We start from the raw sequence: 16,946 nt of genomic DNA on the forward strand, positions 1-16,946 counted from the left end.
CTTCGGCTGCGCTCAGCATGACGTTCATTTAGCCCCAATACCTTCAAAAAACCTCGTCAGCTTGGCCATAATATCCTCCGGCTCCAGCATGCGGCCGGGGCCGGTGAGGCCGCTGGCCAGCTCGCCGCTGGGCGAGTCGAAAACGTGGTTGCCGAAGGAGCGCAGCCGCGCCAGATTCTGCGTCACGGCCGGGTGGGCGAACATATCCACGTCCATGGCCGGAGCCAGAAAAACCGGGCAGCGAGCCGACAAATACACGGCGCAGAGCAAATTAGGGCATAAGCCATTGGCCAGGTGGCCGATGGTATTGGCGCTGGCGGGCGCAATCAGCAGGGCATCGGCCCACAGGCCCAGCTCCACGTGGTTGTGCCACTCGCCGGCGGCGGCATCACGCAAAAAGCCCGTCAGAACGGGCTTTTTGGAGAGCGTGCCCAGCGTGAGGGGCGTGACGAAAGCGGCGGCGGATTCGGTGAGAATGACCTGTACCTCGGCTCCGGCTTTCACCAGCAGGCGCGTGAGCGGCGCGGCTTTGTAGGCCGCAATACTGGCGCTCACGCCCAGCAGAATGCGGCGGCCGGCAAGGGCGTTTGGCGTGGTCAATTCGTTGTCCGTTGTCTGGTCGGGCATAAGAATTCGTTGCTGATGACTGGGCATAATAAGAACGTCATGCTGAGCGAAGTCGAAGCATCTCCACCGCAATAGTAACTGATTACTTACGCGGCAGAGATGCTTCGACTTCGCTCAGCATGACGTTCTGTTTTAACTTATCCGATTTACTCGGCAGGAATTTCTAGAACAGCTCGCGGGGCACCGGAACTTCCTCCGGCGCGGGCGTGGTATAGGCAATCTTGCCCGCCAGAAACTCCTCGATGGCGAGGCTGGTCGGCTTGGGCATGCGCTCGTAGTGCTTGGAAACCTCGATTTGCTCGCGGTTTTCGAATACTTCCTCCAGGTTGTCCACGGTGGAGGCGAACTCGGCCAAACGGTCGTTCAGCTCCTCTTTCAGCTTAATCGAGAGCTGATTGGCGCGCTTCGAAATCACGGCAATGGCCTCGTACACGTTGCCGTTGTCGCCGGTGATGTCGGCCACGTTGCGCGTGATGATGGAGCTCGACGGGGTGTTGGGATTAGGTTTCATGGGCTGAATTAGTGACAAATTAGTTGGATGCCGCGGCGGGCGAGACTTTCAGCTTGGCAATTTCGGCCTGGCTGACATCGTACATATCCTGAGCGGTTTTCAGGTTTTTGCTTTTGGGATAAGCATCCAGGTACTGCTGGTAGAAACTTACCGCTTCCAGAAAACGCTCCCGCTGCTTCGACTCGATGCTTTCCTGAGCCCAGGCGTATTGGGCGTTTAGGCGCAGAAAAGCGGCTTGCTCAGCAAAGGCCGAAGCCGGATACTGCTGCTGGAAGTTGGTGAGGGCCACCACCGCAGCCTGATTGTAGCGCAGCTGAAAATAGAGTCTGGCGCTTTCGAAAGCTTTGTTCTCCAGCTTCTTCTGCAGCTCCTGCGACATGTTGTCGGTTTCGTCCTTGAATTTGCTGGTCGGAAAGCGGTTCAGGAAGTCCTGAATGGACTCGAGCGCCGAAACCGTGTTGGTCTGGTCGAGCTCGAAGCCCGGCGAGTCGAGAAACAGCGACTTGGCGTGCAGATAAGAGGCTTCCTCGGCGTACTCCGAGTTGGGGTACGTGTCGGTGAATGTCTTGAAATAGAACGCGCTCAGCACGTAGTTGCGCTGCTTGTAGTTCGTGTTGGCGAAGTAGAACTGGGCCTTCTCGGCCTCGGGCCGGCCCTTGAGCAGCGGAATCAGGTCTTCGAGCAGGGTTCCGGCCCGGAAGAAGTCACCCTTGTCGTAATACTTTACGGCAGCTTCGTACTTTTTATTGACGTCGGTGCTTTTCAGCAACTTTTGGTAGCCACTGGCGCAGGAGCCCAGAATGAGCGTACTAACGAGCAGAAACAGAACCGTGAGGCGGGAAATCGGCATAAGGGGTGCAAAGGTAACGATTTGAGCCGGCGAAGACAAACCGGCGGCCGCTGGCAGCGCGGCCATCCGGCAGCAAGAGCGCCGATGGGCACGTAAAGGTTGCAGCTAGCGGCGGGCGGCGGGCGCGGCGACCGGCTTCGGAGCAGCCACTTTGGGCACTATTTTTTTGGCGGGAACTTTTGCGGGCACTGCTTTCGGCTTCGAATTGGGTTTGGCCACTTTGCTTTTGGTAGTGGGTTTAGTGGCCTTCTTCACAGCTTTGCGCTTCTTGGGCCGGTCGTCGAACTGTTTGCCCAACACCTGGCGGCGGGTGGGCCGTTCTTTGGCCCGCCACTCAAAGCCCTTGAGTCGCTCGTCGTCGGGCTTGAGCTCGTGGGGCGGAATAAATTTGGCCTCGGGGTTGGTGAGGACCGAGATTTTATTGAGCTTGCTCTCCACGAACAGCAGGCGCATGTTGGCCGACAGCATCCGGTTCATGCCGGTGGTCGCGGTATCGTTATCCAGCGCGTAAAAGATGCTTTCGGCATTGCCCAGCACGTCCACCCGCCGCAGCTTGTTGTCCCGGAAATAGGCCATCATGTTGCGGCCCTTGGTCTGGTTGAAGTTCAGCAGCGTGTCCTGGTCCACGGCAAACGCATTGGCCTGCAGGCGCATCTCATCAATCTGGCCCCGCTTCGAGCGAATCTGAATAGAATCGGCCGACAGCTGGTTTTTGGCCTGCCACAGCACCGGATTCCGGCTCATGTAAATAATGCTGTCCTGCCGGTCGTAGGTCAGCGAATCGCACACGCCCTGCATCGTGCCCCGGAAAATCTGCACCCTGGGATAAGCGTAAAGCACGGTGCGCGTGGTGGTTTGGCCGGGCCGGGCCTCCACGCTGACGAGCGTATCGGCGGCCATATACAGCGTATCCTTGTCGCTGATATTGCGCACCACCGGCCGGCCACCGTAGAGCTTGGTGCGGCCCAGGCCGCGCCAGTATTTGCCGGCATCGCCGCGCAGGGTCAGGTTGTCCTTTTTCGAAATCAGCGAGACGTGCCCGTTGGCCACGCCGTACTGCTTCACCTCGTCGTACACCAGCCGGTCGCCGCCCAGCAGGTAGTTGGGCGTATCGATTTTAGCGTTTTTCTTAAAGTTGGACACCCGCGTGAGGGTGTTGTATGTGCCGCCCTCGGCATACAAATTCCCCTGCTTGCCCTTGATGCGAGTGGGACCATTGAAGGTGGCGATTTTGCTGACCGTATTGTAGCGCAGCGTGTCGTTATTCAACTCCGAATCGGGCGTCACGAGGTGCACGTTGCGCTTGAAAACGAAAACCTTCGAGTTGGTATCGTAGTAGCCCTGCTGGCTGTCGAGGGTGTTCTGCGGGTCGGTGAGGTGGCCGGTTTCGGTGTAGGAAGCCGTTTTGCGGTTCAGGTCGTAGTCGAGGCTGGGCGTGGTCAGGGTCATGCGCGGGTCGCGCATCACCACGTTGCCCAGCATGCGGGCGGTGCGCTTATCGCCATCGTAAAAGCCCTTATCGCCGGTGATGGTCATCGAGTCGCTCTGCACTACGCGCACGTTGCTGAACGCCTCCACCTGGTTGCGCTCCAGGTACTGGTAGGCCGAATCGCAGTACAGAAACACGTCGTCCTGCTGAAAGCTGACGTTGCCGAGCAGCTTGCGGATTTTCACCCCGGCGAAGTCGCCGCCCACTAACTCACCGGCCATCAGTAGCTTAATGGGTGAGCCTTTGCCCTTGGGCGGCACGGTGGCCGGTGGGCGCGGCGCGGTAGCTGCGGGCGCCGGCACAGCCGGCTGCGCACCCGGGCGCTGGGCCCGCCCAAGTAGCGGCGAGAGCAGCAACAAAAGAAAAAAGACGCGGAACAAGGTCATTCGGGGCCCAAAGGTACGGACGGGGTCCGCGCTAACGGCCATCTTTGCGGTGTAGTACCTGCCGGGCCCCGGGCCCCTCCTTTTTCTTATGCTTGATACCATTCGCCATTTTATTGAAGAGCACGCCCTTTTTTCCATCGAAAACGACCCCATTCTGGTGGCCGTGAGCGGCGGGCTCGATTCGGTGGTGCTGCTCGACATTCTGCACCGCCTGGGCGTGCAGGTGGCAGTGGCGCACTGCCACTTTGGCCTGCGCGGCGAAGACGCTGATGCCGACGAGCAGTTTGTGCGCAAGCTGGCCAAGCAGTACGGCCTCCCCTATTTCGCCGAGTTTTTTCAGACCAAGGAATTTGCCCAGCAGGAAGGCATTTCGACCCAGATGGCCGCCCGCCTCCTGCGCTACCGCTGGTTCGAGCAGGTGCGCCAGACGCAGGGATTAACCTATATCGCCACGGCCCACCACCAGCGCGACGAAGCCGAAACCATGCTGCTGAATCTGACCCACGGCACCGGCCTGGCGGGTCTGCATGGCATTCAGGTGAAAAACGGCCACCTCGTGCGCCCACTGTTGGGCGTGGGCCGCGATGACCTGCACGAGTACCTGGTGGAGCGCGGCCTGCGCTGGCGCGAAGACGATAGTAACGACAGCCCCGTGTACCAGCGCAACCTGCTGCGCATTGAGGTGCTGCCCGTGCTGCGCGAAATCAACCCCAACCTCGACCAGACCATGCACGGCACCGCCGAGCGCGTGGGCGGGGCCGAGGAAATTGTGCGCCGCTACGTGGCCGACACCGCCGCCCAGGCCCGCCGCGACGAGGCCGAGGTAACTTACCTGAGCATCGCCACCCTCCAGAAAACCGCCGCTACGGCCCTGGTGCTGCACGAGATTCTGCGGCCCTTCGGCTTTTCGTGGCTGGTGGTGAAGGATATCGTGGCCGCCTTCCCCGGCGAGAGTGGCCGGCGCTTCGACTCGCCCACGCACCGCCTGGTGAAGGACCGGGAGCATCTGGTTATCACGCCGCGGCGGCTCACGCAATTCGGCACCTTCCAATTGGCCGCCGGCCAAACCGACCTGCTGGCCGACGGCATGCGCCTGAAAGCTGAGCTGCACGACGACGCGAAGCACTTCATCATCCCGCGCTCGAAAAGCACGGCGGCGCTCGATGCCGACAAAATCAAATTCCCGCTCACGCTGCGCAAGTGGCAGGAAGGCGACTGGTTTATGCCGCTCGGCATGAAAGGCAAAAAGCTGCTCAGCGATTTTCTCATCGACCAGAAAGTGCCCCTGAACCTGAAAGACGACGTGCGCGTGCTGACTTCGGCTGACGGCAAAATCTGCTGGGTGGTGGGCTGGCGCGTCGATGACCGGTTTAAGGTGGAGGAAACATCTGAGCGGGTTCTGACCGTGCAGCGGATGTAACGTGGACTTCGCGAGTCCGCGAGTATCGGGCCGCCCTCTCCGCCTTGCCCCTTCACGCAGTTTATTATCTTACCCGTGAGCTGGTGCGCGGCTGGCACATGCTGCCCTGGCCCAACCCCTGCCCGAGCTGGTGACCACCCCAATTCGTTACGGGTGCTGGCTTGATAATCAGCCGGGGAAGCAGAGGAATTTCAACACGGGATACAGGAGTACGCCATGCATCCGCCGAATCCGCTGGATAAACTGAATTTTTATAATTGAAAGTCAGGCATATAGGGGGGGGGGGGTGAATAAATATCCTTCCTAATGCATTTGATGAATCAATTATCTCTTGCAGCTTTGTCAGGCAATTCAACACGCCCATTCTTATATTTTTAGAATGGAGTACAAACGCCCGGATTTCCACCTTGGCTGATTGGATTGTTTCCCATATTCCGAACAATGAATTTCGGATTGCCTGCTTTTCGCACAGGCTCGCCGCCGTTCGCACGTTGGCGGTGGTCTAATCGCAGGTGATGCGGTAGGAACGCGCCACGGCGCGTTCACCGCCTGCGCCGGGTCGCCTCAGTTGTTCGAGGAGTGAACGCGCCATAGCGCGTTCCTACAATCACCATGCTTTAGACCACTGCCCGCACGTTAACCCCGCCGGTTTCCGGCTTGGGTTAATTCTCGGCGGTGGTCCAAAACGGGATGAGAGAGATTTTATAAACGAAAAACACCTAGTACAAAGCATTGCAAACCAGATGGTTGAACGTTATTGTATTTTATAGAATCAAATCTTTCATCCTGCGTTAGACCACCGCCTTAATAACATATCGCATTTGACAAGGTCTAATTTCACAAAAACATTTTCAATACAATTAATTACAATGACTAATAATGTGCGTCCGGTATTTTTGATATTGACTCTACTATCCCTGTTTTTTCAGTTGTGTGCTAACGCGCAGCCAGCCAAAATTACTAGGGCAACAACCTGTTTGCGTGCCATTTATCGCTTCGATTACAAGCTTGACTCGGCTGTAGCCACGCCCAAGAGTGAGCAAACTATACTGCGGATAAATAATGGCACCTCCTGTTTTAGAAGCAAGACCCAGCATGTTCGGGATAGTGTTTATACAAGCTTAAGCGGCCGTCCAGAAAAAGAGAGAATTCAAGAGTCCCTTTACGCAGGGACAAAAACGGGTAAAACCCAAATTGATTATTCTATTATCAAGGAGGCTGCCAAAGACAAGGTTTTTTACCATGACAAAATCCGTACGGTAGACTACCAATACCAGGAAAAAGCCCCATTGTTTCACTGGAAAATAATGCCGGTCAAAAAGACGGTTGCCGGCTACGAGTGTCAGCAGGCGTTCACTGCTTTTGGCGGGCGCACTTGGGAAGCTTGGTTCACGCGCGATATTCCTGTGAGTGAAGGACCGTACAAATTTTATGGTTTGCCTGGCCTCATCGTGAAAGTGCGCGACACGCACGACAATTACGTGTTCGAGCTGCTCAGCTTTGAGAGCACTCCCAAGCCATTTACTACTTCCGCAACCTCGTCGGCGCCGTTAATTAAAAAAGCTAAATTCAAACAAGCCAAACTTAACGACGAACAAACTTTTCTCGACTGGATGGCCTCCATGGGCAACTACGTGTCGGAGAATATGCGGAGTACTTATGCCGCGAAACTAAAACGCCGCAACAATCCGCTGGAACTGCAATAATTCGGGCCGTGAGAGTTGCGGCAGCAATGCTAGTTTGGCTGCTTTTTCCCTAGCTAGTGGTCACTTGCCTTGGCAATTGTCCCTAGCAGGTGCCCGGCTACCGGATGGAGTGCGGCCGCGCAATATCTAAATTGCAACCCATAAAATCCACGCGCAACCCTCTACCCGTAATGAGCAGATACTTCTTCTCGGTTTGCCTACTAATCACGCTGCTGATAACCGGACTTTTATCCGCCTCAGCACAGCCAGCGAATAGTGGCGCGCCAACCTACTTACGCGCCATTTATCGCCTCGACTACAAGCTTGACTCGGCAGTGGTTATTCCCAAGAGTGAGCAAATGATATTACGGATATATGATGGCAAGTCCTGTTTCCAGAGCAAAGCCAAGCAAATGCAGGACAGCTTATTTACAACTCTAAATCACTTGTCAGGGCAGGAACAACTCAATAAAGCAGGCCCCATTTTATCTAAATTGGGTAAAACTGAAATTCGTTACTCCATTTTCAAGGAACCGTCTAAAGACCTTGTTTTATACCATGATGTTATCGGTACAGAGGACCACCAATACCAAGAAAATGCACCGCTGTTTCACTGGAAAATAACGCCGGTTAGAAAGGCAGTCGCTGGTTATGAGTGCCAGCAGGCATTCACGGGTTTTGGCGGCCGTACATTCGAAGCCTGGTTCACCCGCGACATTCCCGTGAGTGAAGGCCCCTACAAATTTTATGGCTTGCCCGGCCTTATCGTGAAAGTGCGCGACACGCACAGTAATTACTTATTCGAGTTGCTCAGCTTCGAAAATAACCCTAAGCCATTTGATATTTCCGCTACTTCGCCAGTTATCTTAGGTCCTAGCGCATCGGCTCCACTGATTAAAAAAGCAAAGTTCAAACAAGCTAAACACAACGACGAATTGACAATTTTCGACCGGTTTGCCGCTAGCGGCAACATAATTCCGGAAGGAATTCAAAGGGATTATTTTGCAAAAATAAAGCGCCAGAATAATCCACTGGAATTAAAATAGTCGTACCTGTGCCACGCCTGAGAGACTACCCGTTTCGGCTGACTATTCTTTACCTGCTAGTATCCGGGCTGGCATTGGCCTGCCCCAAAGCCACCGCCCAAACCGTCCTCACCGGCACGGTGCGAAACGCGGCCGGCCAGCCGCTGGAGGGCATCCTGCTCGAAGCCGAAACCAAGGCCCAGCCGCCGGCTACTGCTTTTGTTATCTCAACTGCCGATGGCAGCTTTAGGCTGACGCTGGCCGCCACGCCCGCCAGCGACTCGGTGTATCTGAGTACCCGCGCCCTGGGCTATGCCGCGCAGCAACTGCGCCTAGCCAACCGCAGCCAGACGGTGGCCATTGCCATGCGCGAGAGCACCACCAAGCTCAGGGAAGTGACCGTGCGGGGCGCTCCCATTACCCGAGAGGGTGATACGCTCAGCTACAAGGTCAATGCCTTCGCCACCAAGCAGGACCGGGTGATTTCGGACGTACTGAAGAAAATGCCCGGTATCGAAGTGGCCGGCGACGGCCGGATTTCCTACGAGGGCAAGGCCATCAGCAAATTCTACATCAATGGGCAGGACTTGCTGGAAAGCCGCTACACCCTGGCCAGCGACAACCTGCCCGTCGGGGCCGTGCAGAGCGTGCAGGTACTGGAGCGCCACCAGCCCATCCGGGCGCTCGACAGCCTGGAACGGCCCGACAACGCGGCCCTCAACATCAAGCTCAAGAACAAGGTAACGGCCACCGGGCAGGCCATTCTCGGGGCCGGGCTGGTGCCCGCGCCGCTGGCTCCGCTCTGGAACGTGACCCTCTCGCCCATGCTCTTTGCCGGGCGGCAGCAGCTCATCGATACCTATCAAAGTAATAACACCGGCCAGGACGCGGCCACTGCCCTAAAATCCCTGACATCGCCCGACCCGCGCACGGGCAGCGAGCTGAGCAACCAGCCGCCCGACCTGACGCACGTGCTGGGCCTGGGCCGCCCGCCGGTAGCGGCCAGCCGCTACCTGTTCAACCAGGTGCACCTGCTGAGTGCCAACCACCTCGTCACCATCAGCCCGGAAAACCAGCTGCGGGTGAATGCCTCCTACCTGCACGACGCGCAAACCCAGCGCGGGGGCTCACAGACGCGGTTTTTCCTACCCGACGGCCGCACCGTGACCCTGACCGAGGACCGGGTGAACCGCTCGACGCTCAGCAACCTGCTAACCGACCTGGCCTTTATCAAAAACGTGAAGCGCTACTATCTGAAAAACACGCTGAGCCTGGATGCCCGCTGGGATGCCCAGACCGGCGACCTGTACCGGGCCGAAAGCCAGGCCAGCATTCAGCAGCGCGCCCGCACCCCGTTTGTGGGCCTTACCAACCGGCTGGGGCTGGTGCGGCCCATCGGCGGCGGGCGCATCGTGCAGGCATCGTCGCTGGTATTTTTTACCAACAGCCCGCAGGAACTGGCGGTGCGGCCGGGCCCGTTTGCGGGCCTGCTGGCGGGCGGCGTAGCCTATGACTCGGTCCGGCAGCAGGCGCGGCTGGGTGGCTTCTATACCAGCAACTCGGTGGGCCTGACGGGCACCCGGCGCGGCTGGGCCTATTCGGGCACGGCCGGCTTCGCGCTGGAAGCCCAGCAACTGGCCACCAGCCTTGAAACCTCGGCCGGCCCGGCCCCGGCCGGACTACCCCTGCGCAACGATTTGGCCTGGTGGCGCGGCCGCTACTACCTGGAGCCGGGCTTGAGCCGCATATACGATACCTGGGACCTACGCCTGCGCGTACCCGTGAGCTACTACGATTTCCGGGCCACCGACGCACCGCTTGGGGCCGGGCAGCGCCTGTACACCGTGGTGGCCGAGCCCACCCTGAGCATGAGCCGCAAACTGAGCCCCCACTGGAACGTGTCGGTGGATGCGGGCCTGAGCAACAACTTCGGCCGCATCGAGCAGCTGAGCTACGCGTACATCCTGCGCGACTACCGCACCCTGCAACGCAACGCCGCGCCCCTGCCCCGCACCCAAACGCAGCACTACGGGGGCGGCTTCTACTTCACCGACCCGCTGGAGTCGCGATTTATCTACGCGAATTACACCTTTAGCAACGCGCTGAGCAACCGCCTCTATAGCAGCCAGGTCGATGCCAACGGTGCTCTCACCACCCTGGCCCTCGACAATGAGGCGCGCACGCTTGCCCACACCTTGAACGCCAGCGCCAACCAGTTCATCAGCCCCTGGAAAACCAACCTGACCCTACTGCTGGTAGGCAGCTACCGGCAGCAGCCCGAGCTACTGAACGGCCAGCTGGTGCAGGCCGACACCCGCAACGCCACGGCCAGCCTTAAAGCTAGCGTGGCAGCTTTCGACTGGGGCAGCCTGGAGTACCAGGCGGCCCTGACGACGCTGCGCAGCCGCTTGGCCGACCTGCCCGCCACGCCCGCCGCGCTGGTGCAGGAGCACCACGCCACGCTGGGCGTGTACCCCGGCGAGCACCACCAGTTCACGCTGGCTGCCGACTACTATGACAGCCGCGGCCCCGCCCCCACGGTGCGCGCCGTATTTGCAGACCTCACCTACCGCTACGCCCTGCCCACCGCCCGCAAAATCGACCTGGAGGTGCGCTGGAGCAATATTTTCGACACCCGCCAGTATCAGTACAGCTTCGTGAGCCCGTTCCAGCTCACCCAAACCACCTACCAGCTGCGGCCGGCCCAGGTGCTGGCCTCGGTGCGGCTCTCGTTGTAGCGCCAGGGTTCCAGAAGTTAGTTTGGCGGTGGTCCAAAGTAGGGTGACAAACAGTTGGTCAAACAAATTAAATTTCTTTGCAAGTTATTGCCCAATAGTAATTAACAGCTAAGTATAACCTGCTTAAATTAACATTTCACCCTTCTTTGCACCACCGCCGTTAGTTTTAGCCCGCTGGGGCGATTTGCAGGCCGGGGGTTGTGGCAGGCGAAATGGAATTTGGTGCACTCGTACTTGCGCGTCCCGCCGTACTTTTACCCCCGAAACTCCAACCCACCCAATTCCTCTCTTATGAAAGTTACCGTAGTCGGAGCCGGCAACGTTGGCGCAACTTGCGCTGATGTGCTCGCCACCCGTGAAATTGCCAACGAAATTGTTCTGGTTGACATTAAAGAAGGTATTGCCGAAGGCAAAGCCCTCGACATCTGGCAGAAAGCCCCCATTCTCGGCTACGACTCGCGCACCGTGGGCGTAACCAACGACTACGCCCGCACCGCTGGCTCCGATGTAGTGGTTATCACGTCGGGCCTGCCCCGCAAGCCCGGCATGACCCGCGACGACCTGATTTCGGTGAACGCCGGCATCGTGAAGTCGGTGACTGAGCAGGTGGTGGCTCACTCCCCCAACGCCATCATCATCATCGTGAGCAACCCGCTCGACGTGATGACCTACCAGGCCCACCTCACGGCTAAGCTGCCCCGCGAAAAGGTGTTCGGCATGGCCGGCATCCTCGATACGGCCCGCTACCGCGCCTTCCTGGCCGAGGCCCTGAACGTGAGCCCGAAAGACATTCAGGCGGTGCTCATGGGTGGCCACGGCGACACCATGGTGCCCCTGCCCCGCTACACCACCGTGGGCGGTATCCCCGTTACCGAGCTCATCGGCAAGGCCGAGCTCGACGCCATTGTGGAGCGCACTAAGAACGGCGGCGGTGAGCTGGTGAAGCTCATGGGTACGTCGGCTTGGTACGCGCCCGGCGCGGCGGCGGCCCAGATGGTGGAAGCCATCGTGCGCGACCAGCGCCGGGTGTTCCCCGTGTGCCTGGAGCTGCAGGGCGAGTACGGCATCAACGGCGTGTACCTCGGGGCCCCGGTTATCCTCGGCAAAAACGGTGTGGAGCGCGTTATTGAATTGCAGCTCAACGACGAAGAAAAGGCCATGCTCGAAACCTCGCGCGGCCACGTGAAAGAAGTGATGGAAGCGCTTGACAAAATGACGGCCGTTGCTTAATTTTTTGATAAGAAAAAAAATAGCCGGCTCCTTACGGGGTCGGCTATTTTTTAGACTTGTTCCTAAATACAGAAAAGGGCAAATTCAGCGGTCATGCTTCATCTTGCGTCCGCGCAGCCGAAGCATCTCTACCGCTTTGGTGCAGTAGCATTGATTACTAGTGCGGTAGAGATGCTTCGGCTGCGCGGACGCAAGATGAAGCATGACGTTCTTTTTTCATTATTACTTATTCGGGAACAAGTCTTTTATGTAAGTGCGTTTGTCATATATCTATTGCAACAACTCGATTCGGAACCCGATTGAGCCGTTGCAGGATGGGCACAACTACCCGGATTATGCCCTTTAGTTTGCTGCGAATATTGCCTACCTTGCAGCCCTAGCGCACTATCCGCCTTTTCGCCCATGAAAAAAGAGCTTACAAATTTGTTCGACAAAACCTATTTAACCATCGAATTTGATGAGGCTAATAAGTGGATATATAATAACTGGGTAGGTGTGCTGCCCACCGATAAAGTTATTCAGGGCTGCCAGGCTACGCTGGAGTTTTTGCGGGAGAAGCCCTGCCCGCACATGCTGAATGACAACCGCAAAGTGGTGGGCTCTTGGAACTCGGCCAACGATTGGATTGCTGAAAACTGGATGCCCCAGGCGCTGGCCATGGGCCTGAAGCGCTTTGCCCACATCGTGTCGCCGGGCATATTCGGGCAGGCCTCGGCGGCCGAAATGATAACCCGCGTGGGCACTCAGTTCGAAATGCGCCTTTTTCAGGACATCGAGCTGGCTAAAGCCTGGCTGCGCGGGGCGTAGTCCCGCCCCCTACTGCTGGCTGGCCCGAAATAGCTTCTGCTTTTCATCTTTGGAAAGACTTTCGTAGCCGGAGCGCGAAATCTTGTCCAGGATGGTATCAATCTCATCCTGCAGGGGCTGGCCCTGCACGGCGGGCTTCTTGCTGCTGCTGGCGGCCGTGGCGGCCACCGGCTCGGGGCGGCGGGTGGTGCTGCTCACGCGCATGGCGGGGCGGCGGGTGGCGAGGCGGCTGAACCAGTTGCCCACGGCCTGCACCGGACGGCCCAGGTCGCGGCCGGCCTGCAGCTGCTTGATGAACAGAAACCCCAGCAGCGCCCCGCCCAGGTGGGCAAAATTGCCACCGGCGTTGCCACCGTTTACCCCAGCTAGCGAGATGAGCACCACCACGGCTGCAATCCACTTAATTTTAACAGGGCCAATGAGAATCAGCATAAACGTATAGTCGGGCAGCAGCGTGGCGGCAGCTACAATAATGGCAGTAACAGCTGCGGAAGCACCTACCATTGCTGGCATTTGTTCACCAGGGCCTGGAATGAAATTTGGAATATAGTTATATGCTATCAAGAATATCACCGCACCAGCCAGTGCCCCCAACACATAAATGCTCACGAGGCGTCGGTCGCCGAGGTACTCGCGCACCAGTTGTCCGAACCAGTACAGATTGAGCATATTGAACAGGATATGGAAAAAGTCTTTGTGAGTGAAGGCATAAGTCAGCAGCGTCCAGGGGTGGCGTAGTAGGACAGGCAAGGCCGATGACAGTTCGAACTGCCGCAATACTGGCGGGTAGTAGCCGCTGGCGCTACTTACGGTAAGAATGGTGCGCAGCACAATCAAGCCCGCAAACACCAGCACATTCAACAGAATGAGTTGAATGAGGGCGTTGTCGCGGCGGCTGAAGGCGGTGCGGATATCCTGAACTATGCTCATGGCACGAATTAAACGGATTGTACGAATTTGGCCGGCCTACGGGTAGCCGGGCGGCTCACATAATTAGGGTAACAAGCAACTAGTAAAAACGCTCCCGGCCTCCCTCCCAGAATTTTACTAAAATGAAACCAGCCAGCAGGCCACCAAGGTGAGCAAAGTGCGCAACATTGTCGCCGGGCGATGGATTTATTCCTTGATACAGCTCATAGGCAGCGTAGCCGAAGACAAGATATTTGGCTGCTATCGGTATCGGAATTGGAAAAATCATCATTTTGGTATTGGGAAACAGGTACGCAAACGCGAACAGCACCCCAAATACTGCACCCGACGCCCCCAGCATTCCCACTCCGCTGCGGATTTCCGACACGATGGCATCGACCGTGGCAGTGGCCGAAGCAACATATTCGGTATTGGTTGGATTACGGGTCATCGCCATGGCCAAAGGCGCGTACGTTTCGTTACCGGGCAAATTATCGCGGTAAAACTCCGCGAAGGTTGCACCCGAAGGATTAGCCCGAAATTCTTGCTGTGAGGTAACGAGCTTGTTGATTTCGACATATTTCACCCCTTCATAAAGCATTCCGGCACCTACCCCGCAAATCAGCCAGAATACCAGAAACCGCTGTGCCCCCCAGCGCTGCTCGAGTAGCGGCCCGAAAGAAATAAGGGCGAACATGTTGAACAGTATGTGGAAGAACCCCCCATGCAGAAACATATAGGTCAGAAACTGCCACGGGAAGAAATTCGGCGACCCAATTGGGTACAGGCTTCCTATTTTAGTGATGATTGGCAACAGGCTAATCTGCGCCAGATAGCATGCGATGTTTGCAAAAAGCAGTGCGCGAACGGTGGGTGTGAGGTTACTAAGATTGAACATGCAGCGAAAGTAGGTGCCGCGAGTGCTTCGCGGCTGAGCTTATTTACGGAAAAAATCGGCCAGCTGCTGACCATCCAGCAGCACGAGCGTTTTGCGGCCGTCGGGCGTGTAGCCGGGCACCTGGCAAGCAAACAAACGGTCGGCCAGCGCGCTGAGTTCGGCTTCGGGCAGGCGGGCGGTAGCCGTGCCGGCGGCTACGCGGCGGGCCAGGGCCCGGGCCAGGCTTTCGCTGCGGTCGAGCTTGAGCGGTCCGGCGGCGGTGCGAAACTGCTCGATGAGGCTTTCCAGCAGGTCTTTCTCATCCTGAACAGGCATGCCGGCCGGAATAGCTTCCACGGCAATGGTATTGGGCCCGAACTCAGCGAAGATGAAGCCCAGGGCGTGCAGCGGCTCGGTGAGCTCGCGCAGCACGGCAAAATCGGCGGGCGAAAACGTGACCGTGCGCGGAAACAGCAGGGTTTGCGACGAGCCCACGGCGCGGGCCAGCTCCTGCCGGTACTGCTCGTAGAGAATCCGCTCGCGGGCGGCTTCCTGGTCAATCAGCAGCACGCCCGACTTCACGGGTACCAGCACGAAGCGCTGCTGCACCTGCACGGCGCGGCTACCCGGGCCACCCTCGCGGGCGGGGCTGGGCCGAGCCGGCACGGGCTCCGGCGTGGTCAGGCCCAACGAAAAACCGGCGGTGCCGGCCGGCTCGCGCCCCAGTGCTGCGGCACTGGCATCGGCGGCCGGGGCCGTAGCAAAGCTGCGCGCCGTCACTTCATCAATGGCCGCGTCGTCGCGCACGGGCTGGCCCAGCTCGCGGTAGAAGGCTTCCAGCTCGCGGCGGGCCTGCTCGGTGGGGCGCGGCGGCAGCTGGCGCTCGTAGCCGTCGCGCCGGGTGTCAGATTGGAAATTACTGAAGCCCGAGCTGCTGCCCCCGGGCCGGGCAGCGGCCGAAGCCGCCGACGCCAAAGCATCGGGGCGGTAGCTGTCGGCACTGGCGGCGGCACGGGCGGCGGGCGTGATGGCGGGTAGGTGGTCGTCGGGCTCGCCGGTGCTTTTGCCGGCCCGCAGTGGGCGGATGGGCGCAAAGTTCACGTCGCCATCGAAGTCCAGCGAAGGGGCGATGTTGTGCAGGCCCAGGCTCTGCTTCACGGCGGCCCGCACCACGGCATACACGGTTTTCTCGTCCTCGAACTTGATTTCCGTCTTGGTGGGGTGCACGTTGATGTCGATGGCTTTGGGGTCGAGCTCCAGGAACAGCACGTAGAACGGGTGCGTGTCGCGGGCCAGCAGGCCTTCGTAAGCCGCCAGCACGGCGTGGTTGAGGTAGGCCGAGCGGATGAAGCGGTTGTTGACGAAGAAAAACTGGTCGCCCCGGCTTTTCTTCGACGATTCCGGCTTGCCCACGAAGCCGCGCACCGAGATGGAGTGCGTCACCTCCTCGCAAGCCGCGAGCTGTTCCTTATAGCCGTTGCCAAGCAGCGCCACAATGCGTTGGCTGAGCTTACCGGCGGGCAGACCAAATACCTCAAGCTCATTCTGGTACAGCGAGAAGGCAATCTGCGGGTTCGCCAGCGCCACGTGCTGAAACTCGTCGAGAATATGCCGCATTTCCACGGCGTTGCTTTTGAGAAAGTTGCGCCGGGCGGGCACGTTAAAGAACAGGTTTTTGACGGCGATACTCGTGCCGTCGGGGCAGGCCGTGGGCTGCTGGCTGGTCACCTGCGAGCCCTCCACCAAGAGCAGGCTGCCGGTATCCTGGTCGCGCTGCTTGGTCCGGATTTCAACCTGGGCCACGGCCGCGATGCTGGCCAGGGCCTCGCCGCGGAAGCCGAGGGTACGAATCCGGAATAAATCTTCGGTGCTGCGAATTTTGCTGGTGGCGTGGCGCTCCAGGCTCATGCGGGCATCGGTGGGCGACATGCCGGCCCCGTTGTCGACTACCTGCACGAGCTGCTTGCCGGCCTCTTTCACAATGAGTTGCACCTGCGTAGCCCCGGCATCGACGGCATTTTCCAGCAGCTCCTTCACCACCGAAGCAGGGCGCTGCACTACTTCGCCGGCCGCAATCTGGTTGGCGAGGTATTCGGGGAGCAAATGGATGATATCGGGCATCGTTGGGAATCGGGAAGCGGAGGGAAAACAGGAGGCATCGAATAGCTAACCAGCACGCCAACAAGCGGAAACGCACCGGACAATAACCAGAAAACCACTACGTTTTAAACCCACGCCGGGGTTTTCTGCGTAGCTTTGCGGCTAAATAGCGGAGTCACAGCGCAAATTTTCACGGTTCTTACCGTCCTTGTTTCGCCCTGCCGACGGCCACTGTTGGAACCTCTAAACCTAGCTGGCGGGTTCCGCCATTACACACGACAAAAGTACGGCC

13 protein-coding genes are annotated in these 16,946 nt (G+C 58.4%); 6 read left to right on the forward strand and 7 right to left on the reverse strand.

Translation table 11 applies throughout. The features are described 5' to 3' along the window. Window positions 1-24 precede the first annotated feature (24 nt). From ABD819_RS04220 to ABD819_RS04235, 4 genes are all read right to left on the reverse strand, one after another. Window positions 25-627: a flavoprotein gene (locus ABD819_RS04220; RefSeq protein ID WP_345121317.1), complete on the reverse strand. Its 603-nt coding sequence runs from the start codon at window positions 625-627 to the stop codon at window positions 25-27. A 163-nt stretch (window positions 628-790) separates the two neighbouring features. Continuing rightward, window positions 791-1,138 (reverse strand): DNA-directed RNA polymerase subunit omega, encoded by a 348-nt coding sequence (locus ABD819_RS04225; RefSeq protein WP_345121319.1) that lies wholly within the window; start codon window positions 1,136-1,138, stop codon window positions 791-793. Window positions 1,139-1,157: 19 nt separating this feature from the next. Further along, window positions 1,158-1,988 (reverse strand): outer membrane protein assembly factor BamD, encoded by an 831-nt coding sequence (locus ABD819_RS04230; RefSeq protein WP_345121321.1) that lies wholly within the window; start codon window positions 1,986-1,988, stop codon window positions 1,158-1,160. Window positions 1,989-2,093: 105 nt separating this feature from the next. Next, a complete protein-coding gene (locus ABD819_RS04235; RefSeq protein ID WP_345121323.1) occupies window positions 2,094-3,863 on the reverse strand; it encodes an OstA-like protein in 1,770 nt (589 codons plus the stop codon). Between the two features lie 88 nt (window positions 3,864-3,951). Between ABD819_RS04235 and tilS the strand changes: the two genes are divergently transcribed. The 6 genes from tilS to ABD819_RS04265 all read left to right on the forward strand — a co-directional run bounded on the left by tilS (window position 3,952) and on the right by ABD819_RS04265 (window position 12,768). Then, a complete protein-coding gene (tilS, locus tag ABD819_RS04240) occupies window positions 3,952-5,283 on the forward strand; it encodes a tRNA lysidine(34) synthetase TilS (protein ID WP_345121325.1) in 1,332 nt (443 codons plus the stop codon). Between the two features lie 869 nt (window positions 5,284-6,152). Continuing rightward, a complete protein-coding gene (locus ABD819_RS04245; protein ID WP_345121327.1) occupies window positions 6,153-6,989 on the forward strand; it encodes a GLPGLI family protein in 837 nt (278 codons plus the stop codon). A 170-nt stretch (window positions 6,990-7,159) separates the two neighbouring features. After that, the gene (locus tag ABD819_RS04250) at window positions 7,160-8,014 is read left to right on the forward strand and encodes a GLPGLI family protein (RefSeq protein WP_345121329.1); all 855 of its coding nucleotides are present in this window, start codon (window positions 7,160-7,162) and stop codon (window positions 8,012-8,014) included. A gap of 8 nt (window positions 8,015-8,022) precedes the next feature. Further along, window positions 8,023-10,731, forward strand: a complete 2,709-nt coding sequence (locus ABD819_RS04255) for a carboxypeptidase-like regulatory domain-containing protein (protein ID WP_345121331.1) — start codon at window positions 8,023-8,025, stop codon at window positions 10,729-10,731. Between the two features lie 291 nt (window positions 10,732-11,022). After that, window positions 11,023-11,961: a malate dehydrogenase gene (gene mdh, locus ABD819_RS04260; protein WP_345121333.1), complete on the forward strand. Its 939-nt coding sequence runs from the start codon at window positions 11,023-11,025 to the stop codon at window positions 11,959-11,961. 402 nt (window positions 11,962-12,363) lie between these two features. Next, a complete protein-coding gene (locus tag ABD819_RS04265) occupies window positions 12,364-12,768 on the forward strand; it encodes a hypothetical protein (RefSeq protein ID WP_345121335.1) in 405 nt (134 codons plus the stop codon). Window positions 12,769-12,777: 9 nt separating this feature from the next. On the opposite strand, the gene ABD819_RS04270 is transcribed toward ABD819_RS04265, so the two are convergent. From ABD819_RS04270 to mutL, 3 genes are all read right to left on the reverse strand, one after another. Next, on the reverse strand, window positions 12,778-13,698 hold the full coding sequence (locus ABD819_RS04270) for a rhomboid family intramembrane serine protease (RefSeq protein WP_345121337.1): 921 nt from the start codon (window positions 13,696-13,698) through the stop codon (window positions 12,778-12,780). A 79-nt stretch (window positions 13,699-13,777) separates the two neighbouring features. Further along, window positions 13,778-14,575 (reverse strand): rhomboid family intramembrane serine protease, encoded by a 798-nt coding sequence (locus ABD819_RS04275; RefSeq protein WP_345121339.1) that lies wholly within the window; start codon window positions 14,573-14,575, stop codon window positions 13,778-13,780. A 39-nt stretch (window positions 14,576-14,614) separates the two neighbouring features. Then, window positions 14,615-16,675, reverse strand: a complete 2,061-nt coding sequence (mutL, locus tag ABD819_RS04280) for a DNA mismatch repair endonuclease MutL (RefSeq protein ID WP_345121342.1) — start codon at window positions 16,673-16,675, stop codon at window positions 14,615-14,617. Window positions 16,676-16,946 lie beyond the last annotated feature (271 nt).

Source organism: Hymenobacter antarcticus (assembly GCF_039539545.1).
Taxonomy (GTDB): domain Bacteria; phylum Bacteroidota; class Bacteroidia; order Cytophagales; family Hymenobacteraceae; genus Hymenobacter; species Hymenobacter antarcticus.